The sequence below is a fragment of the Vibrio sp. CK2-1 genome (assembly GCF_021726515.1).
In the GTDB taxonomy this organism is placed as follows: Bacteria; Pseudomonadota; Gammaproteobacteria; order Enterobacterales; family Vibrionaceae; genus Vibrio.
The window spans coordinates 78,416-99,067 of sequence record NZ_JAKKCJ010000001.1; the positions used below are offsets into that span (position 1 = coordinate 78,416).

The 20,652-nt window shown below is 42.0% G+C and carries 22 protein-coding genes; 12 read left to right on the forward strand and 10 right to left on the reverse strand.

Annotated elements, in window-relative coordinates; translation table 11 throughout:
• Window positions 1-98 precede the first annotated feature (98 nt).
• From L3V25_RS00320 to cysP, 4 genes are all read right to left on the reverse strand, one after another.
• The gene (locus tag L3V25_RS00320; RefSeq protein ID WP_237293541.1) at window positions 99-1,229 is read right to left on the reverse strand and encodes a sulfate/molybdate ABC transporter ATP-binding protein; all 1,131 of its coding nucleotides are present in this window, start codon (window positions 1,227-1,229) and stop codon (window positions 99-101) included.
• A complete protein-coding gene (gene cysW, locus L3V25_RS00325; protein WP_237293542.1) occupies window positions 1,226-2,092 on the reverse strand; it encodes a sulfate ABC transporter permease subunit CysW in 867 nt (288 codons plus the stop codon). The genes L3V25_RS00320 and cysW overlap by 4 nt, the downstream gene beginning before the upstream one ends.
• 9 nt (window positions 2,093-2,101) lie before the next feature.
• A complete protein-coding gene (gene cysT / locus L3V25_RS00330) occupies window positions 2,102-2,953 on the reverse strand; it encodes a sulfate/thiosulfate ABC transporter permease CysT (protein ID WP_027695717.1) in 852 nt (283 codons plus the stop codon).
• A gap of 72 nt (window positions 2,954-3,025) precedes the next feature.
• Window positions 3,026-4,027 (reverse strand): thiosulfate ABC transporter substrate-binding protein CysP, encoded by a 1,002-nt coding sequence (gene cysP, locus L3V25_RS00335; protein WP_237293543.1) that lies wholly within the window; start codon window positions 4,025-4,027, stop codon window positions 3,026-3,028.
• Between the two features lie 209 nt (window positions 4,028-4,236).
• Here cysP and cysM point away from each other — a divergent pair, with 209 nt between their 5' ends.
• A complete protein-coding gene (cysM, locus tag L3V25_RS00340; RefSeq protein WP_237293544.1) occupies window positions 4,237-5,127 on the forward strand; it encodes a cysteine synthase CysM in 891 nt (296 codons plus the stop codon).
• Between the two features lie 100 nt (window positions 5,128-5,227).
• Here cysM and L3V25_RS00345 read toward each other — a convergent pair whose 3' ends face one another.
• Window positions 5,228-6,100, reverse strand: coding sequence for a patatin family protein (locus L3V25_RS00345; protein WP_237293545.1), 873 nt, complete (start codon window positions 6,098-6,100; stop codon window positions 5,228-5,230).
• A 662-nt stretch (window positions 6,101-6,762) separates the two neighbouring features.
• On the opposite strand from L3V25_RS00345, the gene L3V25_RS00350 reads away from it, so the two are divergent.
• The 3 genes from L3V25_RS00350 to L3V25_RS00360 are packed head-to-tail and all read left to right on the forward strand — an operon-like array spanning window position 6,763 to window position 9,237.
• A complete protein-coding gene (locus L3V25_RS00350) occupies window positions 6,763-7,230 on the forward strand; it encodes an ATP-dependent zinc protease (protein ID WP_237293546.1) in 468 nt (155 codons plus the stop codon).
• Window positions 7,227-8,132, forward strand: a complete 906-nt coding sequence (gene rimK / locus L3V25_RS00355) for a 30S ribosomal protein S6--L-glutamate ligase (RefSeq protein WP_237293547.1) — start codon at window positions 7,227-7,229, stop codon at window positions 8,130-8,132. Before L3V25_RS00350 ends, rimK begins: the two co-directional genes overlap by 4 nt.
• A 52-nt stretch (window positions 8,133-8,184) precedes the next feature.
• A complete protein-coding gene (locus L3V25_RS00360) occupies window positions 8,185-9,237 on the forward strand; it encodes a succinylglutamate desuccinylase/aspartoacylase family protein (protein ID WP_237294312.1) in 1,053 nt (350 codons plus the stop codon).
• 75 nt (window positions 9,238-9,312) lie between these two features.
• On the opposite strand, the gene L3V25_RS00365 is transcribed toward L3V25_RS00360, so the two are convergent.
• The 4 genes from L3V25_RS00365 to L3V25_RS00380 all read right to left on the reverse strand — a co-directional run bounded on the left by L3V25_RS00365 (window position 9,313) and on the right by L3V25_RS00380 (window position 13,278).
• Window positions 9,313-9,867, reverse strand: coding sequence for an isochorismatase family protein (locus tag L3V25_RS00365; RefSeq protein ID WP_237293548.1), 555 nt, complete (start codon window positions 9,865-9,867; stop codon window positions 9,313-9,315).
• Window positions 9,868-9,948: 81 nt separating this feature from the next.
• Complete coding sequence (locus L3V25_RS00370; RefSeq protein WP_237293549.1) at window positions 9,949-11,835, reverse strand: MFS transporter; 1,887 nt, start codon at window positions 11,833-11,835, stop codon at window positions 9,949-9,951.
• A gap of 236 nt (window positions 11,836-12,071) precedes the next feature.
• The gene (locus L3V25_RS00375; RefSeq protein WP_237293550.1) at window positions 12,072-12,353 is read right to left on the reverse strand and encodes a pyrimidine/purine nucleoside phosphorylase; all 282 of its coding nucleotides are present in this window, start codon (window positions 12,351-12,353) and stop codon (window positions 12,072-12,074) included.
• A 73-nt stretch (window positions 12,354-12,426) separates the two neighbouring features.
• Window positions 12,427-13,278 (reverse strand): alpha/beta hydrolase, encoded by an 852-nt coding sequence (locus L3V25_RS00380; protein WP_237293551.1) that lies wholly within the window; start codon window positions 13,276-13,278, stop codon window positions 12,427-12,429.
• A 177-nt stretch (window positions 13,279-13,455) separates the two neighbouring features.
• On the opposite strand from L3V25_RS00380, the gene L3V25_RS00385 reads away from it, so the two are divergent.
• The 8 genes from L3V25_RS00385 (at window position 13,456) to L3V25_RS00420 (ending at window position 20,184) form a co-directional block, all read left to right on the forward strand.
• The gene (locus L3V25_RS00385) at window positions 13,456-14,412 is read left to right on the forward strand and encodes an AEC family transporter (RefSeq protein WP_237293552.1); all 957 of its coding nucleotides are present in this window, start codon (window positions 13,456-13,458) and stop codon (window positions 14,410-14,412) included.
• A 46-nt stretch (window positions 14,413-14,458) separates the two neighbouring features.
• Complete coding sequence (gene yjeH / locus L3V25_RS00390) at window positions 14,459-15,721, forward strand: L-methionine/branched-chain amino acid transporter (protein WP_237293553.1); 1,263 nt, start codon at window positions 14,459-14,461, stop codon at window positions 15,719-15,721.
• Between the two features lie 109 nt (window positions 15,722-15,830).
• Entirely contained in the window at window positions 15,831-16,514 is a 684-nt protein-coding gene (locus tag L3V25_RS00395) for a DUF4336 domain-containing protein (protein WP_237293554.1), read from the forward strand.
• A gap of 118 nt (window positions 16,515-16,632) precedes the next feature.
• Entirely contained in the window at window positions 16,633-17,550 is a 918-nt protein-coding gene (locus L3V25_RS00400) for a DUF368 domain-containing protein (protein WP_237293555.1), read from the forward strand.
• Between the two features lie 163 nt (window positions 17,551-17,713).
• Window positions 17,714-18,184, forward strand: coding sequence for a hypothetical protein (locus L3V25_RS00405; RefSeq protein ID WP_237293556.1), 471 nt, complete (start codon window positions 17,714-17,716; stop codon window positions 18,182-18,184).
• Complete coding sequence (locus tag L3V25_RS00410) at window positions 18,181-18,771, forward strand: SCO family protein (protein ID WP_237293557.1); 591 nt, start codon at window positions 18,181-18,183, stop codon at window positions 18,769-18,771. Before L3V25_RS00405 ends, L3V25_RS00410 begins: the two co-directional genes overlap by 4 nt.
• Window positions 18,768-19,241 carry a copper chaperone PCu(A)C gene (locus tag L3V25_RS00415; RefSeq protein ID WP_237293558.1) on the forward strand — a complete coding sequence of 158 codons (474 nt, stop codon included), beginning with the start codon at window positions 18,768-18,770 and terminating at the stop codon, window positions 19,239-19,241. The genes L3V25_RS00410 and L3V25_RS00415 overlap by 4 nt, the downstream gene beginning before the upstream one ends.
• Before the next feature lie 55 nt (window positions 19,242-19,296).
• Complete coding sequence (locus tag L3V25_RS00420) at window positions 19,297-20,184, forward strand: DMT family transporter (protein WP_237293559.1); 888 nt, start codon at window positions 19,297-19,299, stop codon at window positions 20,182-20,184.
• Between the two features lie 101 nt (window positions 20,185-20,285).
• Here L3V25_RS00420 and L3V25_RS00425 read toward each other — a convergent pair whose 3' ends face one another.
• The gene (locus L3V25_RS00425) at window positions 20,286-20,522 is read right to left on the reverse strand and encodes an RNA recognition motif containing protein (RefSeq protein WP_089124082.1); all 237 of its coding nucleotides are present in this window, start codon (window positions 20,520-20,522) and stop codon (window positions 20,286-20,288) included.
• Window positions 20,523-20,652 lie beyond the last annotated feature (130 nt).

A 20,652-nucleotide genomic window follows, 5' to 3' on the forward strand; every position in this document is an offset into this window, starting at 1 on the left:
CTTTCAATAGAAAGAATAAAAAAGCGAGCTCAAAATAAGCTCGCTTTTTGCTATTTAATCAAAAGTATTTATATCCACGTAACTCGGCTATAGACTAATTAGATATCAAACATCAAGTTACCCGGTGCTAGGAATGGCCAACGTAATATCGCAGGTTCACCTTTTGCATCATCAGCAAAAAAGTAGCCAACTTGTGGGGTAGCATAAACTTCATCACCACGATTAAATGATTGCTCATTCAATGCTTGATGCGTCAATTTCGCTTCCCATAATTCATTTGAACCCCAACCAACTGGCGATAACTCCACTCGAACTTCTGCCCCTACTGGGTTAATCGCAACGACTTTACAAGGAAGTGATGCCTGGCTATTAGGTTTAGCCGAAATGCTGACTTCATGGCTTCGAATATAAAGCGCACCATCTTTTTGCGTTTTTTCCTCCATAGGGGGAAGGATAAAAGCATTTCCATCTTGCCAATGTTTGTTATTCCATTTGGCTTTAAATTGGTTAACATTTCCGAAGAAATCAAACACAAAACGGCTATTTGGATGGGCGTAAAGCTCGACTGGTGAATCCACTTGCTCTATTTTACCGTTACTCATTACCACAACACGGTCGGAAAGCTCCAAAGCTTCATCTTGATCGTGGGTAACAAATACACTGGTAAAGCCCAGTTCATCATGCAAATTACGCAACCAACGGCGCAAATCTTTACGCACTTTTGCATCCAATGCGCCAAAAGGTTCATCCAGTAATAACACTTCTGGTTTGGTGGCTAATGCTCGCGCCAAAGCGATACGCTGCTTCTGCCCACCCGAAAGTTGTTCAGGATAGCGACCGGCTAAGTGGCCAAGTTGCACAATGTCTAATAATTGCTTCACTCGTTTACTGATTTCAGCAGCGTTAGGTCGTACAGAACGCTCCATGACTTGCAGGCCGAAAGCAACATTATCCGCCACTGTCATATGACGAAATAGCGCATAGTTTTGGAACACGAATCCTACGCGACGATCGCGCACATGAACGTTAGTAACATCTTTATCACCAAAGTGAATCGAGCCTGTGTTGGCATTTTCTAATCCAGCAATAATACGCAGTAACGTGGTTTTACCCGAACCGGAAGGCCCCAACAGCCCTATCATTTCACCATTTTCAATATCTAACGAGAGCGGTGAAAGTGCCTCAAATTTACCAAATTGCTTGGAAATATTATTTAAACGAATACTCATAATTCACCTTGTTGCTGTTGAGACTGCTGACTATTGATATGATTACGTTCTTGTCGCCACTCAACGATGGCTTTAAAAATCAGAGTTAATAATGCGATAAATGCTAATAACGATGCACTGGCAAAAGCCGCTTCTGATTGATAATCCTCATACAGCAATTGAACATGTAATGGTAAGGTGTTGGTTTCACCACGGATATTGCCCGATACCACGGCTACTGCGCCAAATTCACCAACCGCACGTGCATTGGTCAAAATCACACCGTAAATCAAAGCCCATTTGATATTCGGCAGTGTTACGCGACGGAATAATTGCCACCAGGAAGCGCCTAAAATCACGGCCGCTTCTTCATCTGACTGGCCTTGTTGCTGCATCAGTGGGATCAACTCTCGCGCCACAAATGGGCAAGTCACAAATACCGTTACCAGTAAAATTCCCGGCCAGGCAAACATAATTTGTAAATCATGCTCATATAACCACTCGCCCAGCCAACCACTGCTACCGTATAGCAACAAATATAAAAGACCTGCGACAACTGGCGATACCGCAAATGGTATATCTATTAAAGTGATTAAAAACTTACGACCAATAAAATCAAATCGAGTCACCGACCACGCCAGCATTACGCCAAAAACCAAATTAATAGGCACGGTCAGTAATGCCACAATCAAAGTTAAACCAATAGCGTGAAGCGTATCAGGCTCACTCAAGTTATTAAAATAGGTAGAAATTCCACTTGCAAAAGCTTGTTGAAAAATACTGATCAGTGGAATAACCAAAAGAATGGCGACGAAAAAAAGCGCAAGAGAAATTAAACTCCATTTAACTAAAGGCTTCTCACCAATACGTGAGGATCTGGACATCATATCTCCTTACTTACCGTGAATACGGCGTAAATAAGCGCCTTGCCATAGGTTTATCAACAATAACAATGACAATGAAGTGAGAAGAACAACCGATGCAATCGCACTGGCCGCCGGGAAGTCAAACTCCTGCAAGCGAACAAATATCATTAACGATGTGATTTCACTCACGTATGGCATATTGCCGGCAATAAAGATTACCGCCCCAAACTCACCTAAGCTACGTGTAAATGACAAAGCAACCCCCACTATCAAGGCGGGACGAATGGAAGGCATAATAACTTTCCAGAATACGGCCCAGTCAGATGCACCAAGTGTCACACCCGCTTCTTCTTCCTCTTGAGAGATTTCTTCTAAGACAGGCTGAACAGTACGCACAACAAACGGGATACTCGTAAAAGCCATCGCGACGATAATACCTAGAGGGGTATACGCGACTTTAATACCGACATCTTCTAAAAGGCTGCCAATCCACCCATTACTTGAGTACAAGGTCGCTAAGGTTATCCCTGCCACTGCGGTGGGTAGTGCAAAGGGTAAATCGACTAAAGCATCTAAAATACGCTTTCCGGGAAACTGATAACGAACTAAAACCCAGGCGAGTAATAAACCTAAGGCGCCATTAAACAACGAAGCAACAAATGCGGCTCCAACCGTAACTTTATAACTGGCTACCACCCGAGGATCGGCAATGACATACCAATATTCACTAAGTGACATACCTTTTGTTTGCATCACCAATCCCGTTGCTGGGAGTAGAAGAATTAAACTCACAAAGAGAAGTGATATACCTAAACTAATGGCAAAACCCGGTAGTACTCGTTGCTGTTTTGGGCGAGAAAGTGCGTGAGATCCGCTCATAAACCCTCAAAATAATCTATCAAAATGAATGGTTACCCCAGAAAGAGGTAACCATATACTAAGAAATGCAGATTAACGACGTTGCAATTGATCGAGTTTCGCACCATTTCCAAACTGTGTTTTCATTGCATTTTCCCAACCACCTGCAATTTCTTCTACCGTAAGTAGTTCAACTTCAGGGAATCGGTCAGCAAACTCAGCTTTAACTTTTTCATCATGAACACGGTAATTAAAGCCAGCAAGCATACGCTGTGCTTCTTCACTGTATAGGTAAGAAAGGTACTCTGTCGCCACTTCTGTTGTACCATTGCGTTTAGCATTGCGCTCAACAACGGCAACAGGGAATTCCGCTAGAATCGATGTTTTTGGTACCACAACTTCGTAATTGTCTTCACCATATTGTTTACGAATATTGTTCACTTCTGATTCAAACGTGATGAGTACATCACCAATTTGACGCTCAACAAATGATGTGGTTGCCCCGCGGCCACCGGTATCAAATACCGCAACGTTAGCGAGCATTTGCTTTAGAAATTTATCTTGCTTAGTTTCATTTTCTTTACCAAATGATTTCTGTGCATAACCCAGTGCTGCTAAATAAGTATAACGAGCATTACCTGAAGTTTTAGGGTTCGGAAATACAGAAGACACACCTTCACGCGCTAAGTCGCCCCAGTCTTGAATATTTTTAGGGTTACCTTTGCGCACTAAAAATGCCGTGGTTGAATAATATGGAGAGCTAGCGTTAGGCAATTTACTTTGCCAGTCGGCAGGGATCAATTTCCCTTTATCATGTAATACCTGTACATCGGTAACCTGATTAAAGGTCACAACATCGGCCGATAAGCCTTGCAGAATAGAACGTGCTTGAGCAGAAGAACCACCATGTGATTGTTTGATTTCAATGGTATTCCCTGTTTTTTCTTGCCAATGTTTAGCAAAAATTGGGTTATAGGTTGCAAACAATTCACGAGCGATATCGTAAGAAGAGTTCAAAATAGTTTGGTCTTGTGCTGACGCATTAAACGAGCTTGCGATTAACAAGGCAGCAAATACTGACTTCATTTTTTTCATTATATTCATACTCCTAATTCACTTTCCAAGGTGACATCCTTTGTGACTAGAGTATGTTTATAAATTATTAATAACAAAGGTTATAAATAGAACTTTTTGGAATATTATCAAACCATAAATTGTTTATCTTATTTCTATTTACCATTGTATTAATAGGGATGATAGATACACAATAGCAACTGGCAATATATCAGCATAGAGGGATACCAGTGTCTGAATTTCTAACGATTGAATCTTATGTCGGTAACACACCTTTAGTCAGGCTGCAGCGGCTTGTAGTAGGTAATCAAAGTACTGTGCTCGTTAAACTTGAAGGCAATAATCCTGCAGGTTCAGTTAAAGATCGCCCTGCGCTTAATATGATTACCCAAGCTGAAAAGCGCGGAACAATTACCCCTGGCGATACTATAATAGAAGCGACTAGTGGTAACACAGGTATCGCATTAGCCATGGCGGCAGCGATTAAAGGTTACAAGATGATCTTAATCATGCCTGATAACTCGACTCAAGAACGCAAAGACTCAATGAAAGCCTATGGTGCAGAACTTATCTTGGTCACTAAAGAGCAAGGAATGGAAGGCGCTCGAGATTTAGCACTACAAATGCAAAGTGAAGGTAAAGGCATTGTACTTGATCAATTTAACAATGCAGATAATCCAGATGCGCACTTTGATTCAACGGGGCCAGAAATCTGGCAACAAAGCCATGGAAAAATCACTCACTTTGTTTCGAGCATGGGAACAACAGGTACCATTGTCGGTGTTTCTCGCTATCTTAAATCACAAAATCCGGACGTTTGTATTGTTGGATTACAGCCCTCGGAAGGCAGTGCCATTCCGGGTATTCGCCGCTGGCCGACAGAATATTTACCGGGTATTTATGACGATTCAACGATCGATATGGTTATCGACATTGACCAAAAATCTGCAGAAACAACAGCGCGAGCCTTAGCTCAAAGAGAAGGTATTAGTGCCGGTGTGAGCTCTGGTGGTGCCGTTTATGCGGCAATTGAAATCGCTAAAGATAACCCGGGCTCCGTAGTCGTTGCTATTGTCTGTGATAGAGGGGATCGCTACCTGTCTTCAGGGTTATTTTCTTAATCACGACATTCTGAGTATTCATTCTAATACTTTAACCAATAGCACTTAGATTTAAATTATAGATCTAAGTGCTGCGCTTGAAGTGAAGAAATGAGTACACTCATGACAAAGTGAGTATTGGGCGCTTTCTTTCATTCACTCTCATCGAACGATGCGCTAAATGTCGCAGCCCAGATTCTAATCCCATTTGATAACCACTTTCCAAGATCGGCTTTTTCATTGTTAGGCGTTTCACTGCAAAGTTTTCTGGTGGCGCAATCACCCTGATAACCGCATCTTCTGGAAAGTTATGAATAAAATCGAGCGTTTTATTGTAGTTTCTTGCCCGCAGTAGCATCGAGCGAACAATATGAGGATGGCGCTCGAATAACTTCTTAGTCAACCAAGTCACTTTAGGCGGTTGCATTTGATAACTAAGTGGATGGGATAAGATCACGGTGATATCCCGAGCACCACGACGATATGCTTCAATTACGGGAATCGAATCCGCCACGCCGCCATCGGTATAACATTCACCGGAAAAACATGGCGTTTGTTTATAGGCTATTGGGAGTGCTGCTGTCGCTTCTAGAGCTTTAACCTGATTATCTTCAGTAACTTGATAATAACTGGCGCGCCCTGTCTCAACATTGGTTGCAGCGGCATAAAAAGGAATTCGATTAAACGTTTTTTGACTATCTACTGGAAATTGTCGATTAGACTCTTCAACCAACCATTTTACATCCACGAGATTGCCTCCCTTTACAAAGCGAAGAGGATTATAAAATTCTCGGCTAGTCGCAAGCTCCGTAATAACACGATAACTACGCTCTGGTTGCTCGGCCAAATAACCAACCAAATTTGATGCCCCCGCTGAAACACCGATAACAAAATCAAAAGGGTTATAGTCGTGCTCTAAAAACCTATCAAGCACCCCACTGGCAAAAACGCCTCTCATTGCGCCGCCTTCAACCACCAATGCTTTTCTCATCATGACATCCTCATAAAATCATCCAGAGGATCAGCCCTCCTATCTGCGCAAAATTTTACGTCAATGCTAATAATATAAAAGTGAGTTTTACAGATTCTATTAATAGGTAAAAACGATAAGAATAATAAATAGCAATTTTTGTATTTTCACCATAGGTGGATAAAGATTTTTCATCAGAGCTTAAACTCCACTCAGGTAATCGCACCAAAACCCATCACCTTAGTTTCAACATTGTGCAAAAGAGTTCAGCTATCGATACGCCACACTACTGAAAAAGCAACAATCCATTTAAAAACAATAAATTAAAAACTTGGCACGCATTCTGCTTATTAGTAAATGAATACATGGCAGTATTCGTGAAGCCAGTCGAGTCCCTGATTGGTTCATGTTATTTTCCTTTGAGGTACCTTTCCCGCCCTAGTGTGGGAAAGGTTTTTTTTGCCTGTTATCTTACCTTCCTTTATCAACAATATTTTTTATCGTAAAAACAAAAACTTTTCACAAGACGCACAAAAATTTTATTGCTAAATTCGCGCCCAACATCACCTTTCATGTTAATTATTTGTTGTAGTCTTAAACATACTTTTGTTGTGGCTATTTCATAATACCAGTTTCAAGTGCTCCTTCCGTGAGTGCGTTTATTCATCAACCTTAGCGATATACAAATGACTAAAAAAATCATTGTAGGATGGCGGGAAATGTTGGCTTTACCTGAGCTTGGCATTGAACAAATCAAAGCAAAAATTGATACCGGTGCGCGCAGTTCTTGCTTGCATACTTTTAAGATTGAACCTTTTGAACAAGATAGTGAGCTTTGGGTTCGCTTTTGGATTCACCCTCAACAGAAAAACGATGAACTCATCAAAGAATGTGTGGCTAAAGTGATCGACCAACGAACGGTGAAAGACTCTGGCGGTCATGAAGAACAACGCTATGTTATCGAAACCATGCTAGCTTTTAATGGTAAGCAGTGGCCAATTGAGGTCACACTTACCAATAGAGAAAATATGTTATTTAGAATGTTGCTAGGCCGCACGGCAATGCACCATCGTATTATTGTCGACCCTACGGCATCATTTTTAATTGCTTCACCTACCAATCATTTAACAGATTCTAAGGATCACGATTTATGAAAATCGGAATTTTATCTCGCAACCGCTCTTTGTACTCAACTAAGCGCTTAATTGAAGCTTGTCAGAGCCGTGGCCATGAAGTCAAAGTGATCGATGCATTACGCTGCTATATGAACATTAATTCAGAGCAACCGGAGATCCACTTTAAAGGTGAAGAACTGAAAGACTTCGACGCTATCGTGCCTCGCATTGGCGCGTCGGTCACGTTTTATGGCACGGCGGTATTGCGTCAGTTTGAAATGATGGGTGTCTACCCTGTTAACGAATCGGTAGCGATTACCCGTTCTCGTGACAAATTACGCTCAATGCAATTGCTATCGCGCAAAGGCGTTGGTATGCCAATTACAGGTTTTGCCAGCAAGCCTGATGACATTAAAGACCTACTTGAAATGGTCGGTGGCGCTCCAGTTGTGATCAAATTACTGGAAGGTACTCAAGGCATTGGTGTGGTTCTAGCGGAAACTCGTAAAGCCGCTGAAAGCGTAGTCGAAGCCTTTATGGGACTGAAGGCTAACATCATGGTGCAGGAATATATTAAAGAAGCCGGTGGCGCAGATATTCGTTGTTTTGTTATTGGCGATAAAGTGATTGCGGCTATGAAACGACAAGCAGGTGAAGGCGAATTCCGCTCTAACTTGCACCGTGGTGGCACCGCTTCTCTAGTTCGCATTACGCCAGAAGAGCGCAAAACAGCGGTTGCGGCAGCGAAAATCATGGGCTTAAACGTGGCTGGTGTTGACCTTCTTCGCTCTTCTCGTGGGCCTTTAGTGATGGAAGTGAACTCGTCACCTGGTCTTGAAGGGATTGAAGCGGCAACCGGTAAAGACGTCGCTGGTTTGATTGTTGAATTTATTGAAAAAAATGCGTCGGCAAAAGGAGTAAGAACTCGTGGGCGTGGTTAATTCAGGACGTGGCGAAAAGAAAAGAGTGAGAAAGAATTCACCTTTTAAATTCATGGACCACACCGTGCAAGCCGGTGAAAGAAAAGTATTACAAATTGAAGCGGCAAAACTTTACACCCACTCACCGTTATCGATTCCGGTTGAGATCATTCATGGTAAGCAAGCTGGCCCAGTATTAATGGTCAACGCAGCGATTCATGGTGATGAGCTAAACGGTGTGGAAATTGTTCGCCAACTCATTGAAAAAGTGGATGCGAGTAAACTTAAAGGTACGTTAATTGCGGTGCCTATCGTAAACGTATTTGGTTTTATTCATAAATCTCGTTATCTACCCGATCGCCGCGATCTTAATCGTTGTTTTCCGGGCACAGAAAAAGGTTCTTTGGCATCACGTATTGCCCATACTTTTTTCACCGAGGTTGCAGAAAAAGCCAACTACATTATTGATTTGCACACTGGCGCGATACATAGAACAAACTTGCCACAAATTCGTGCTTGTTTAGATAATGAAGATACTTTACGTATGGCAAAAGCGTTTGGTACTCCGGTGATTATCGATTCTGCAATACGCGATGGCTCCCTTCGCTCTGAAGCTGAAAAGCGTGGTATTCCGGTGCTAACGTATGAAGCTGGTGAAGCATTACGCTTTGAGCCTATTGCGATTAACGCTGGAGTTCTTGGCGTTTTACGTGTTATGCAAGAGCTTGGTATGCATCGTCCAAGCCGTAAGAAAGTGCCAGAGTCTGTCACCGCTAAATCCACCAGCTGGATCCGTGCAGATAGTGATGGCATTTTACGCACCATGGTCACCTTGGGTGATCGAGTGAATAAAGGCCAAGTATTGGCTTACATCAGCTCACCGCTTGGCCATGAAGAGATCACTATGCTTGCGCCAAAAGATGGCATTGTGATTGGTCAACAAACACTACCATTGGTGAATGAAGGTGATGCCGTCTTTCATTTAGCCTACTTTACCGAAGATAACGATGCGGTAGGCGATACGGTGGAAACCTATATTGGGCAAGTGATTGAACATGTTGAAGCCAAAGATGAGCACATCACAACCGGCTTTATTGCAGTACCGGGCAAATCTGATAACGTGTAGTTATTGCTAGCACATCTAAAACAAAAGAGGCCGAATAATCCAATACTCGGCCTCTTTCTGTTTTTCTTAACCCTATTAAGCGTTCAGTAAATCAAGCACATCTTGTGTTGAGCCTGTTTCCGCTAAACGAGGGAAAATTAGATTCACGCTATTGTTATGCGTATCTAAGTTCAAATCTGTCATCGCATCAGTAGCAAGCGTTACGTTATAACCCAATTCCCACGCCTGACGAGCCGTTGATTCCACACCAATACTGGTTGCAACACCGGCTACCACTACTTGCGTCACCGCGTTTGCTTTCAAATATTCATCTAAATCCGTGTTGGTGAATACACCCCACGTTTTCTTGGTTACTAGGTGATCACTAGGCTGAACATTTAAACCTGCATCAAGCTCCGCCCAATCAGCAGGAAGCTCACCGTGTGAAGCGGCTTGCTCGTTACGACCTGGCGCACCACCGGCAACATTGACTAAAACAACCGGTTGCTGCTTTTCACGAAAGGCATTAATTAGCTGACAAGATTTGTCCACAACCGGAGCTGTGTCATGGCAAGTTGGCAGCGCTAAAATGCCCTTTTGTAAATCAATAACAATCAATGCTGTTTTAGGATCAAGCACAGTAATAGACATAAACACTCCGGAAAATAAGCTTAGATAAAATAGAATTACATTTTGTTACATTCTACCTTATAAATAATATCGTCACTATTTTTATCCAAGTTTAGTAGAGCTATCACTGCTTGCTTGGTTTTCCCCCTCTTCATTCGGTAAATCGAACACACTACTATCTAACTCATGTTCAGCGATGGCTTCTTCTATAATCGCTACCAGTTCTTGAGTATGCTGAGGCGCGGATTGCTCTACCGTTGAAAGTAAATCCGCAACTGCATGGTTCATCTCTGCCGCTTCTCTATCGGCAGCACGCATACTCTCTGTGCTTTCAACCACATTGCCTACCAACTGTTGAGTGAATTCTGATAGTTTCTCAGGATGTGATTCAACTAAGGTTTCAATCATACCAATCGATTCATTATCATTTGCGGTAGTCATTGCTGCCAGTGACGCATAAGCCCCTTCTGGCTCTTTATCAAATAACCATCCTGCCAATTTCTCGGCTTGTTGGTAGTCTAATTCACTCACCGTTGATACGTACTCATCTAACCGCTCAGGTGCGCTTAAAGACAAAGAACGATACAAAGCAATGACATCGATCTGATTAAGATCTGGCACCCTTTTAATTAATGGGATTAGCCACTCAGGTTGTACTTGTGACAAGGTTTTTAAATACCGAATTGCATCACAACTTCCTCGCTCTAAATGGACAAGGAACTGCTCAGAGGCACGCTCAAAAAAGACCGAATGTTCCTGATATTCAACTCGAGGATCCAGCTCTTCAGAAATAGAAGATGGAGTATGCATAACAAACTGCTCTTGATCTTCCACTGGGCGAGCTTGCCTAACAGACATGCGATATAGAATGAAAATCACTAAGCCAAATTCCAACAAGGTCAATAAAGAAAACAAGGCGTCATTCCCCCAAGTTTTGATCACTAACGAGCCAGAATATGGTCCGACGATACAACCAACCGCATACACACATAGTAATCCAGAAAGCACAGGAACCAGCTGAGTTTTCAATGCACGGTCAAAAGTTTCCGAAATGCTCAATGGGTACAAACAAGCAATAATCCCCATCATTATTGCCACCAGAACGAGCGATAAAATAAACGTCGACTGACTTAAGCTAAACGCTAAAAAGAGAGTAGAAAGCAGCAAGATACAGCAAACCGATAAAATCACTTTACGACGTTCAAAACGATCCGATAAATAGCCAATTGGTAACTGCAATATAATCCCACCAGCGGTTGCCGCCCCCATAAACATCGAGATTTGCAGCTTATCCATACCGACATCATTGGCATATAGCGGCAAAATGTTCATTACGATGGAATACAGCACACCACACAAAAAACAGGCTACAAAACCTAAAGGGGAAAGCGAGAAAAGTTCACGGTAAGAAATCGGGGTGAAGGTTTCAATTTTCGGTTCAAAGTGAGAAATGAACACCACTGGACTAATCGAAATACTGAACAATAAACCACAAATAATAAATAAAGTGGCCTCACTTGGTGGCGCAAGAATCAGCCCAAACTGCCCCAAAGTTATCGCCGCGAGTATGACAACTTGGTTTACCGCCAACACCTTGCCACGGTTAGATTCTGTTGAAACACTGTTATACCAAGTGTCGAGCGTTCCCATTGCACAGGCGATACAAAAGCCCATCACCGCGCGCATTACCGACCAGACATAGGTATTAAAATCGAGCCCCATGATCAAAATCGCAGTCGCGGCTAAACTGCCACACATAGCAAACGTTCGGACTAAGCCAATTCGACGTAAGATCTTCTTTGCCCAAACTGCGCCCAGCAAAAAGCCCACAGAATACAGCGATAGGATCACACCAATTGACTGGACATCGACACTTTCATCGGCCAATCGAACAGGAAGTAATAAACCACTTAAACCGTGGCTGATCATTAAAAAGAAAGAACTGATACAGAGCAGTATCAGAGGGCGAATCGCCGCCATTGCACTCATGCTATTCCTTTATACATATTGAGCTCATATTTCTGAATATAGCGGCATCATGCCGATCTAGGATTTTAGGTAGAATGGTTAATCATCCCATTGATATAAAGTGATTACAAATTATGGAAGGAGTTTTAGTGTTAAAGGGGTCAATTAATGAAATGAATGCCAATTTATAGGTATAAAAAATGGGCCATTGATTAGCCCATATTTTGAAAGCGATTAAATAGCTTTATTAAGGTGACTTACAAATACTCACACAAATAAGCAGTATCAACGGGTACTTGTAGATCAAACGATGAATCACCAATCACATTAAACGACTCACCGGCTTGATAGGTAACCCACTCTTGGGTATTCGGTAGTTTTACCGTAAGCGCACCTTTAATGACTGTCATTCGTTCTGGTGCAGCGGTACCGAAAGTGTACTCACCTGCCGCCATTACACCGACGCTGCTATCACCGTCTTGCTGAGTAAAGCCAAGTGATTTTACATTGCCATCAAAGTACGCATTTTCTTTTATCATCTTCATTTCCTTATGAAAGTATCATCAATAAACTGGTCTATGTTGTATACAAACCTAAGCCAGAGCTCAAGCTTTATTTTTTCGATAACGAATCAAAACTATCCATGACTTCTTGAGATTTCATGATACGGCTATGCCCATAATTCTCCGCCGTCACTAAATCGACCCATGAACTGCGAGTTACCATGTCTTCGCTAATGGAGTAATTGGCAAACTTATCTTCGGGATCATGCACAATAATGGTGGCCGATTGGCGGTCTAATAAATGCTGTTGTGGATTAATTACTTGTAACGGGTATTGATATTCTTGCTCAAGTTCAGAAATAACCGCATTAAATAATTTCATTGAAAAGCCAGAACGACTCACGGTTTGCATCAAATTCTCTAAATAATTTAAAACCGGAGCCACCAGCAATAAAGGAACCGATTGAAATTTTTGATGCTTAGACTCAAGCAGTGCCGCGCTTCCCATACTATGAGCCACTACGCCGACAATCTCATCACACGAGTCTGCCATCACTTCAAGTGCTTCAACAAAAGCGGGCAAATGACCAAGCTTTCCTTCGCTTTCACCGTGGCCAGCATAATCAAAGGCTAATGCTGTGAAACCTTGTTGAGCGATATGCTCCATTAATGGATAAAACTGCGAAGTTGAACCTGACCATCCATGCGTGATTAACCATATTGGCCCACTACCCAATGTGTAAGTCGTCAATTGACCTTGCGGGCTAGCTACTTTGCCACGAATCAAACCTTTCGGCTCTGGATTTTTCACCTTTAAACGAACGGGGGTTAACAATAACTTCTTAGCTGTTTTTATCGCATGTTTGCGCGCTAATGTGTGATGTAAGCGAGTAGACACATTCACCAAGCTACGCTTTAAACTAAAACGACTTGGGGTATTGAAATAAATTTTATTACTCATCAAACATCCTATATAAAAACTGATCATTACAATTGTCCGCATTATCGCAGAGCACACTTGGGTTACAAGCCCAACCGTTCATAAGTGATGATTTTGTTATCAAGCGGATTCTTTCTCACACCTAAATGTGGTAAAACACTTATCCCTCTTGGCCGCATATTTATTAATGGAGTTGTAATGTCAGGCATCATTGAGCAATTTATCTTTTCCGCCACTATCACTGGCCCTATTTGCTTAATGTTGTTATTGGGTATTTTACTCAGACGCTTTCAAGTCATTAATGAACCGTTTATCGACACAGCTTCTAAGTTAGTCTTTAAAGTCACGCTACCGGCACTCTTGTTTTTAAGCATCATCAAATCTGATTCCATCACGGATAGCAGTATTCCACTGGTCACTTATGGCGTACTTGCCAATATTGCCTTCTTTTTATTTGCGACTTTTACCGTCAAATGGCTGATCAAAGATAACCATCAACATGGGGTGATTATTCAAGGCGCATTTCGCTCTAATACTGGGATTATTGGGCTTGCTTATGTGGCGAATGCCTATGGTGATCATGGGGTTGCGCTTGCGGCAATTTTTGTAGCAGCGGTCACTGTGTTATATAACATTTTGGCGGTAATTACTTTGTCTCCAAGAAATCAGCAACCAGATCTAAACACCTATAAAAACATGCTGATTTCTATTCTCAAAAACCCCCTGATTATCGCAATTGTATTAGCTTTTGTGATTCAAGAACTAGCGATTCCTATGCCAGATATGGTACTCCACACTGGACAGTATTTCGCCAACATGACACTACCTCTTGCGCTTCTCTGTACTGGCGGTTCATTGAATATCAGTGAGTTACGCCACGATAAAGCCTCTAATATTGTTTCTAGTAGCTACAAGTTAATTCTTTGTCCGTTACTTATCACATTAGGGGGCTTTTGGTATGGCTTCCGAGGATTAGAGCTTGGCATTATCTTCTTTATGACGGCCGCACCTGCTGCTGCGGCAAGTTATGTCATGGCAAGAGCGATGGGCGGTAATGCTACCTTAGCCGCCAATATCATCGCCTTAACCACTGTAGGTTCAATGGTATCGACTACATTAGGAATTGTGGTACTTTCTAGCTTTGGGCTAATGTAAAGCCAGTTATTTACTGTTATGCCTATCTACCTTTAAGCGAGCTACAATGAGCCAAGAATTAAAAAAAGAAATCACCTTATTCGGTGGCGTTGGACAACTTTCAACTACGTTATTAGGCACTGGGTTATTTATGATCCCAGCCATTGCCGCAAACTTGGCTGGCGAATGGTCATTATGGGCTTGGTTAATTCTGCTATTAGCGATTTGTCCTATCGCGCTCACTTTTGCTCTTCTTGGTCGCCAATTCCCCAATGCCGGTGGCACCGCTTATTTTGTTCGCAAGGCTTTCAATAGCAAGGTTGAACGCAGTGTTGCTTGGTTATTTTTAAGTGTGTTGCCTGTGGGACTACCTGCTGCGATTACCCTTGCAGGCGGTTTTGGTAAAGAACTACTACCGACTTTTATGGCACATCAATATATCGCTGAGGTGATCAGCTTATTATTTATTTTAGGCTTAACGTTACTTGGGAGTAAGTCTTCATCTCAATTTCAGGCATTAATTGCTTTAAGTATTTTAGCCTTAGTTGCGGTGTTCTTTTGGAAAGGCGATATCGGGTTAGCTGACATACCAATGCCAAGTTTAAATGCCTCTGCCGCCTTACCATTAGGTAGTGCATTGGCGGTGATGTTTTGGTGCTTTGTTGGCATAGAAGCTTTTTCGCATATGGGGGAAGAATTTAAAAACCCACAACGAGACTTCCCTATCGCGATAATTCTTGGTTGTTTTCTAGCAGGCTTTATTTACTGGGCTTGCTCGGTAGTGATTTTAAAATTTCATGCTTTTGAACCCAACGTTGCGGCACATAGTTCTATCCCTTGGCTGAGCGAACAGTTATTAGGTAACGGTTTAAGTATGGTGATCACCGTTATCGGATTCTTTGCCTGCTTTGCGAGTATAAATTTATATACTCAAAGCATGATCCGCCTCGTCTGGGCTCAAGCCAGAGAATACCGTCCAACCAATCGTCTGGCGATTCTATCTAAACGTGGCGTTCCAAAGTGGGCAACGTATGCGGTAGCGGCGGTACTTTTTTCTTCGATTAGCCTAGGTCATATTATTCAATTGGATCTCGAAGTACTGGTGAAATTGGCTAATAGCGTATTCGTTTTATTGTATTTATTGGCAATGCTTTCCGCCTACCGTTTATTAAAAGGTTGGGCAAAATATCTGGCTGGGTTTTCGACTCTGCTGTGTGTGATTGTATTTGCCTGTTTAGGCTGGAGCATGCTGTACGCTTTGGTTATTTTTGCTCTGCTTATGCTGCCTTGGAAGCGTGTTATGGTGCGCCCTTCCACCCAATCTAATTAGCATAAATATTCTTTATTAAGAGATGTAATTTGAAACATAAAGACGCTGACCAATGCAAAACTTTGCTATACACTCTGGCTGAGTATTTGTTTGCAAGGAAGCAAGCCTGATGTTTACAGAATGGGAACCAAACCGAATTTGGTACATTGATAAGCCTTATCGTAAGTTTGGTTTAACGCACATACAACGCATGGTGATCATTAAATTAGACAATGATGAACTCATGCTTATCTCGCCAATTGAGTTAACCACACAATGCCAACTCGCCTTATCTAAATTAGGTGCGGTAAAATACGTTGTGTCCTCAACACCAAGTTACCACCAGCACTTATCCGATTGGTGGCTGGCTTATTCCAAAGCCTACTTTTTTGCCACTCACGCCTTAATTGAAAAAAGAACGGACCTGAACTTTGATGGAGTGCTATCAAAGCAAACTCCACCGCAGTGGCAAGGACAACTCTTTCAAACCGCAATTGGTAATGACGATACACCCAATAAAATGTTGTTTTGTGATCCAGTTAGTCGCACGCTTTTTGTCAGTGACAACCTTGTCGCCATACAAGCTCACTTGCCCACCGGACAAAAATTAGCGTCTTTGCTGCAAGGTGGAAAACATCAACTTCGCCTACCTTATCAAGAACGTCGTAAGTTCAAAAATAAAGCGATGTTGCGCGTGTCGATTCAAGAAGTGATGACTTGGCCATTTGATCGTTTAATCACCTCCAATGGATTAATGATCGAAAAAGAGGCAAAAGATGCTTTTTACCAAGCCTTTTGGTGGGCATTTCAGTAAATAAACGCTAATTAGAACAAGTAGAACTTTTCATTTTCTATAAACCATGACAACCTACGCGCTCAAATTTATCTATGGTTAACATGAACATTGTTATTCATTTTAATGGTATGGGTTTATGAATTATCTTTGGACTTATCTTAAAGGCATTGCAATGGGTGCGGCCGACGTTGTACCTGGTGTATCTGGTGGCACAATTGCCTTTATTACGGGTATTTATGACACACTTCTAGGTAGCATTCGTAAAGTGAACCCAAGCTTATTTGGCTTGTGGAAACGTGAAGGTTTTAAAGCGGTACTGACGCATATTAACGCTGGTTTTCTTATCGCATTATTCGGCGGTATCTTAACCAGTATTTTGACTCTCGCGAAGCTGATTTCTTGGCTACTCGTCACCCACCCGATTCCGTTGTGGTCGTTTTTCTTCGGTTTGATTTTGATCTCTGTGGTTCACATTCTGAAGCAAGTTGAAGAGCGACGTTTGCACCATGTTATCTTTCTAGTCGTTGGTATTGCGTTTGCTTACGCCATTACGGTGCTGCAACCTTTAGATTTACAACCTACTACTCTGAATCTCATCTTCGCCGGTGCAATTGCGATTTGTGCGATGATCCTTCCGGGGATTTCTGGCAGCTTTATACTGTTACTACTTGGTATTTACCCAACAATCTTAGCGGCTGTTAAAGAGCTTAATATTGGTGTACTTGGCTTATTTGCTATTGGCGCGGTTGTTGGTTTGTTGAGTTTTTCTCATTTGCTTTCGTGGCTGCTCAATAAGCATCGCTCGGCTACCTTAATTTTTTTAACCGGCTTGATGGTTGGTACACTACCAAAAATCTGGCCTTGGAAAGAAACCATTAGCTGGCGTATTAATTCTCACGGAGAGCAAGTACCTCTAGTTCAGCACAACTTACTGCCTCACCAGTTTGAGCAGGTTGCCGGTCAACCATCACAAGTTATGCTGGCGATTGTTTGCATGCTTGGCGGGATCGCGATTGTGTGGCTACTAGAAAAAGTCGCTCAGAAGAAAGATTAGAACCGACTAGCGCCATATTTATTTCAGCCCAAATCGAACATAACTGTCGGTTTGGGCTTTTTCATATACAAATGCCATTCACTTCAAGAATCTTCCGCTAGGTGCTTTATCTGTCTTGGCTATGTGGTAGCATCTTCCAACATTTTCGTGACGACAAGAAATTATGACTTTGCGCTTTCATCTATCAAAATATCGCACTACTTGGATTCTGTTTCTACTCGTACCTATTGCTTTACTTGCTGGCTTTTATGCACCCAAGATAATCAATGTTATCAAGGCTTCAAACCAGGTCGAACTACCAACAGAAGCATCTCAATATTGCGCGCTGTCTACCCAACAATGCAAACAACAAGACGTTGCCATCACACTAGATACCGACATAGCAAAACCATTAGAAGCGACACATATTGAGGTTCATTGGCCCGATAACCAAAGTGATAAATTAATGCTAACGCTTAGAGGGTTGGAAATGGATTTAGGCGTCGTGAAGTTCCCGGTACAAAAACAAAAAGATGGTCAATTTCAAGGCACAATTGTTCTACCGATTTGCACCTATAGTAAGATGACTTGGATTGGTACTTTAACTGACCAGCAAGGGAATAAAGTTTACACCTCAATCAGGATGGAAAAATGAAGAAATCATGGATTTTAATACTGGTGTGCGCTTTTGCCCTAGGCGTAACGCTAAACTTATATCTACAAAAAGACAGCGTTCAGACCGAACCGACAGCTTCAACCACTCTTGAAACCGAAGGCGATAGTCAGGTCGATATTTTTTCTACCGATGACCCCCGCATTCGTATTATTTACTTTGGTTTCACACGTTGTCCGGATGTTTGCCCAACTTCACTGGCGATGCTTGCCGCTGCTTTAAAGCAAATTGACCCTCAATATTTAAAAGACGTTCGCCCGATGTTTATTACGCTTGATCCGGAACGAGATTCTGGCGCGGATGCTCAAAAATATGCGCATTATTTCCACCCTCAAATTGAAGGCTATTCAGGTTCATTACAAACTATCAGCACACTTGCTCATCAGTATGGGGTGATCTTTCAAAAAACAGAATTAGCCGATTCAGCATTGACCTATACTATTGATCACAGTTCATATTTTTACTTTGTAAGACCTGACGGTACATTACTTAAAAAAGTACCTCACACCTTAAATCCTCAACCTCTTATTCTCGCGATTCAGCAAATTGAAAAGGAAAACGCGCAATGAAAAAAACTGCTTTAATCTTATCTAGCCTACTCATCAGCGGCTCTGCATTTGCTCATGACGGATTAAAATATGATGAACCTTATGCACGCGCTACCCCACCGAATGCAGTAAACAGCGCGGTATTTATGACGATTGAAAACCACATGAAGGTTGAAAGAGCATTAGTGTCGGCCTCAACGGATGTAGCTGAAAAAACAGAATTACACACGGTTGAGAAAGAGGGTGATCTAATGAAAATGCGTCAAGTTGATCGCATTACATTGCCAGCAGAAGGTGAAGTGGTATTAAAGCCGGGTAGTTACCACATTATGTTGTTAGGCGTGAAGCAACCGCTCGTTGAAGGTGAGACCATTTCGGTCAACTTATCTTATGCCAATGGTGAAACTGAAACGCTAGAAGTTCCAGTTAAAAAAGTGATGGCAGGTATGAAGTCAATGAATAAAGAAGCGAGTGAGCACGCCCATCATTAGTTATCATGATTAACTAGAGGCACGAATAAACATTCTTCCTAAAAGGCACAAGAAATTGAACACACCATCACAAAGCGCATCTCGATATCCTATCATCACTTTGACGTTCACTCTTTGTGCCTTAATCGCTTTTGCTGCCAATTCGGTACTCGCGCGCCTTGCGTTAATCGACAACAATATCGACCCTCTCAGCTTTACAAGTTTGCGCTTATTATCTGGCGCGATCATGTTGGCCGTTTTAGTCATCATAACGTCTGCATCAAAAAATAAAGCAATCAAAATCCCGACACTTGAAGGCAGCGCCATATCGGCAATATTTCTGTTTATCTATGCTCTGTGCTTTTCGATTGCCTACCTTTCCATTAGTACTGGAACTGGCGCATTAATCCTATTTGGCGCTGTACAAATCACCATGATTATTTACCAATTATTGAAGGGTAATAAGCTTAAATTGGTCGAGTGGGTTGGGATAGGTTTAGCGTTCAGCGGATTTGTTTACTTAGTACTTCCAAGTTTATCAACACCATCCTTTAGCGGTTTTTTATTAATGGTAATCTCAGGCGTTGCTTGGGCAGGTTATACCATTAGAGGCAAAGGCAGCCGCGATCCTTTAAGTGATACCGCAGGTAACTTTATTCGTAGCCTGCCGCTCTGTCTTATTGTGTTATTTTATATTTTGATGACGCAGCACACCTTAACCAACACAGGGATAACGCTTGCCATTATTTCAGGTGCGATTACGTCTGGAGTGGGATATGCGATTTGGTATATTGCACTGAAGGGGTTATCTGCGACTCAAGCTGGTATTGTTCAACTACTGGTGCCCGTCATTGCGGCACTAGGTGGGATGATTTTAGTACAAGAGCCGATCACGATGTCATTTGTTGTGGCATCAATCATGATTTTGTCAGGTATATTGCTGATAACGTTACAAAAGAAGTAAGACAATACCCAAGTGACTTCTAGATGCGAGTTACTTGGGTATACAACATGAAAAATGCTCATAATAACGGATACTACGAGCACAATAAGTAACCTTAGCGACTAGCTCGCCACTTTTACTTTGATTTTACTGTTATCAATTTCTTTGCCATTTAGCGCAAATCTCGCGGTTTTAGCTTGGTCTAAATCAGGCATATACACAAAGCCAAAGCCTTTTGATTGACCAGTTTCTTGGTCCAGAACAAGGGTACATTCACCCACTTCACCAAATTCTTCAAATAATTTACGCATTTCAATTTCTGTGGTTTGGCGAGCAAGGTTGCGGACTAAAAGCTTCATAGCATTTCTCTTTAATGTTGTGTACTGAGTTTGAATTTGTATACCGAAAAAACTGATATATCTATCTCTAATAATGACACATAAAACAAACTAGGTATGTTTTAATCTTCCTATTCGCAACATTTCATTG

What these genes read in the sequence shown, in the direction of transcription:
- L3V25_RS00380 (WP_237293551.1), bottom strand. Translation starts at nt 13,278, where the DNA reads ATGAGTAATAAAATTTATTTCAATACCCCAAGTCGTTTTAGTTTAAAG.
- L3V25_RS00350 (WP_237293546.1), top strand. Translation starts at nt 6,763, where the DNA reads ATGACTAAAAAAATCATTGTAGGATGGCGGGAAATGTTGGCTTTACCT.
- L3V25_RS00365 (WP_237293548.1), bottom strand. Translation starts at nt 9,867, where the DNA reads ATGTCTATTACTGTGCTTGATCCTAAAACAGCATTGATTGTTATTGAT.
- rimK (WP_237293547.1), top strand. Translation starts at nt 7,227, where the DNA reads ATGAAAATCGGAATTTTATCTCGCAACCGCTCTTTGTACTCAACTAAG.
- cysT (WP_027695717.1), bottom strand. Translation starts at nt 2,953, where the DNA reads ATGAGCGGATCTCACGCACTTTCTCGCCCAAAACAGCAACGAGTACTA.
- L3V25_RS00385 (WP_237293552.1), top strand. Translation starts at nt 13,456, where the DNA reads ATGTCAGGCATCATTGAGCAATTTATCTTTTCCGCCACTATCACTGGC.
- L3V25_RS00400 (WP_237293555.1), top strand. Translation starts at nt 16,633, where the DNA reads ATGAATTATCTTTGGACTTATCTTAAAGGCATTGCAATGGGTGCGGCC.
- L3V25_RS00370 (WP_237293549.1), bottom strand. Translation starts at nt 11,835, where the DNA reads ATGAGTGCAATGGCGGCGATTCGCCCTCTGATACTGCTCTGTATCAGT.
- cysP (WP_237293543.1), bottom strand. Translation starts at nt 4,027, where the DNA reads ATGAAAAAAATGAAGTCAGTATTTGCTGCCTTGTTAATCGCAAGCTCG.
- L3V25_RS00405 (WP_237293556.1), top strand. Translation starts at nt 17,714, where the DNA reads ATGACTTTGCGCTTTCATCTATCAAAATATCGCACTACTTGGATTCTG.
- L3V25_RS00395 (WP_237293554.1), top strand. Translation starts at nt 15,831, where the DNA reads ATGTTTACAGAATGGGAACCAAACCGAATTTGGTACATTGATAAGCCT.
- L3V25_RS00345 (WP_237293545.1), bottom strand. Translation starts at nt 6,100, where the DNA reads ATGATGAGAAAAGCATTGGTGGTTGAAGGCGGCGCAATGAGAGGCGTT.
- L3V25_RS00410 (WP_237293557.1), top strand. Translation starts at nt 18,181, where the DNA reads ATGAAGAAATCATGGATTTTAATACTGGTGTGCGCTTTTGCCCTAGGC.
- cysW (WP_237293542.1), bottom strand. Translation starts at nt 2,092, where the DNA reads ATGTCCAGATCCTCACGTATTGGTGAGAAGCCTTTAGTTAAATGGAGT.
- L3V25_RS00360 (WP_237294312.1), top strand. Translation starts at nt 8,185, where the DNA reads ATGGACCACACCGTGCAAGCCGGTGAAAGAAAAGTATTACAAATTGAA.
- L3V25_RS00320 (WP_237293541.1), bottom strand. Translation starts at nt 1,229, where the DNA reads ATGAGTATTCGTTTAAATAATATTTCCAAGCAATTTGGTAAATTTGAG.
- yjeH (WP_237293553.1), top strand. Translation starts at nt 14,459, where the DNA reads ATGAGCCAAGAATTAAAAAAAGAAATCACCTTATTCGGTGGCGTTGGA.
- L3V25_RS00415 (WP_237293558.1), top strand. Translation starts at nt 18,768, where the DNA reads ATGAAAAAAACTGCTTTAATCTTATCTAGCCTACTCATCAGCGGCTCT.
- L3V25_RS00425 (WP_089124082.1), bottom strand. Translation starts at nt 20,522, where the DNA reads ATGAAGCTTTTAGTCCGCAACCTTGCTCGCCAAACCACAGAAATTGAA.
- L3V25_RS00375 (WP_237293550.1), bottom strand. Translation starts at nt 12,353, where the DNA reads ATGATAAAAGAAAATGCGTACTTTGATGGCAATGTAAAATCACTTGGC.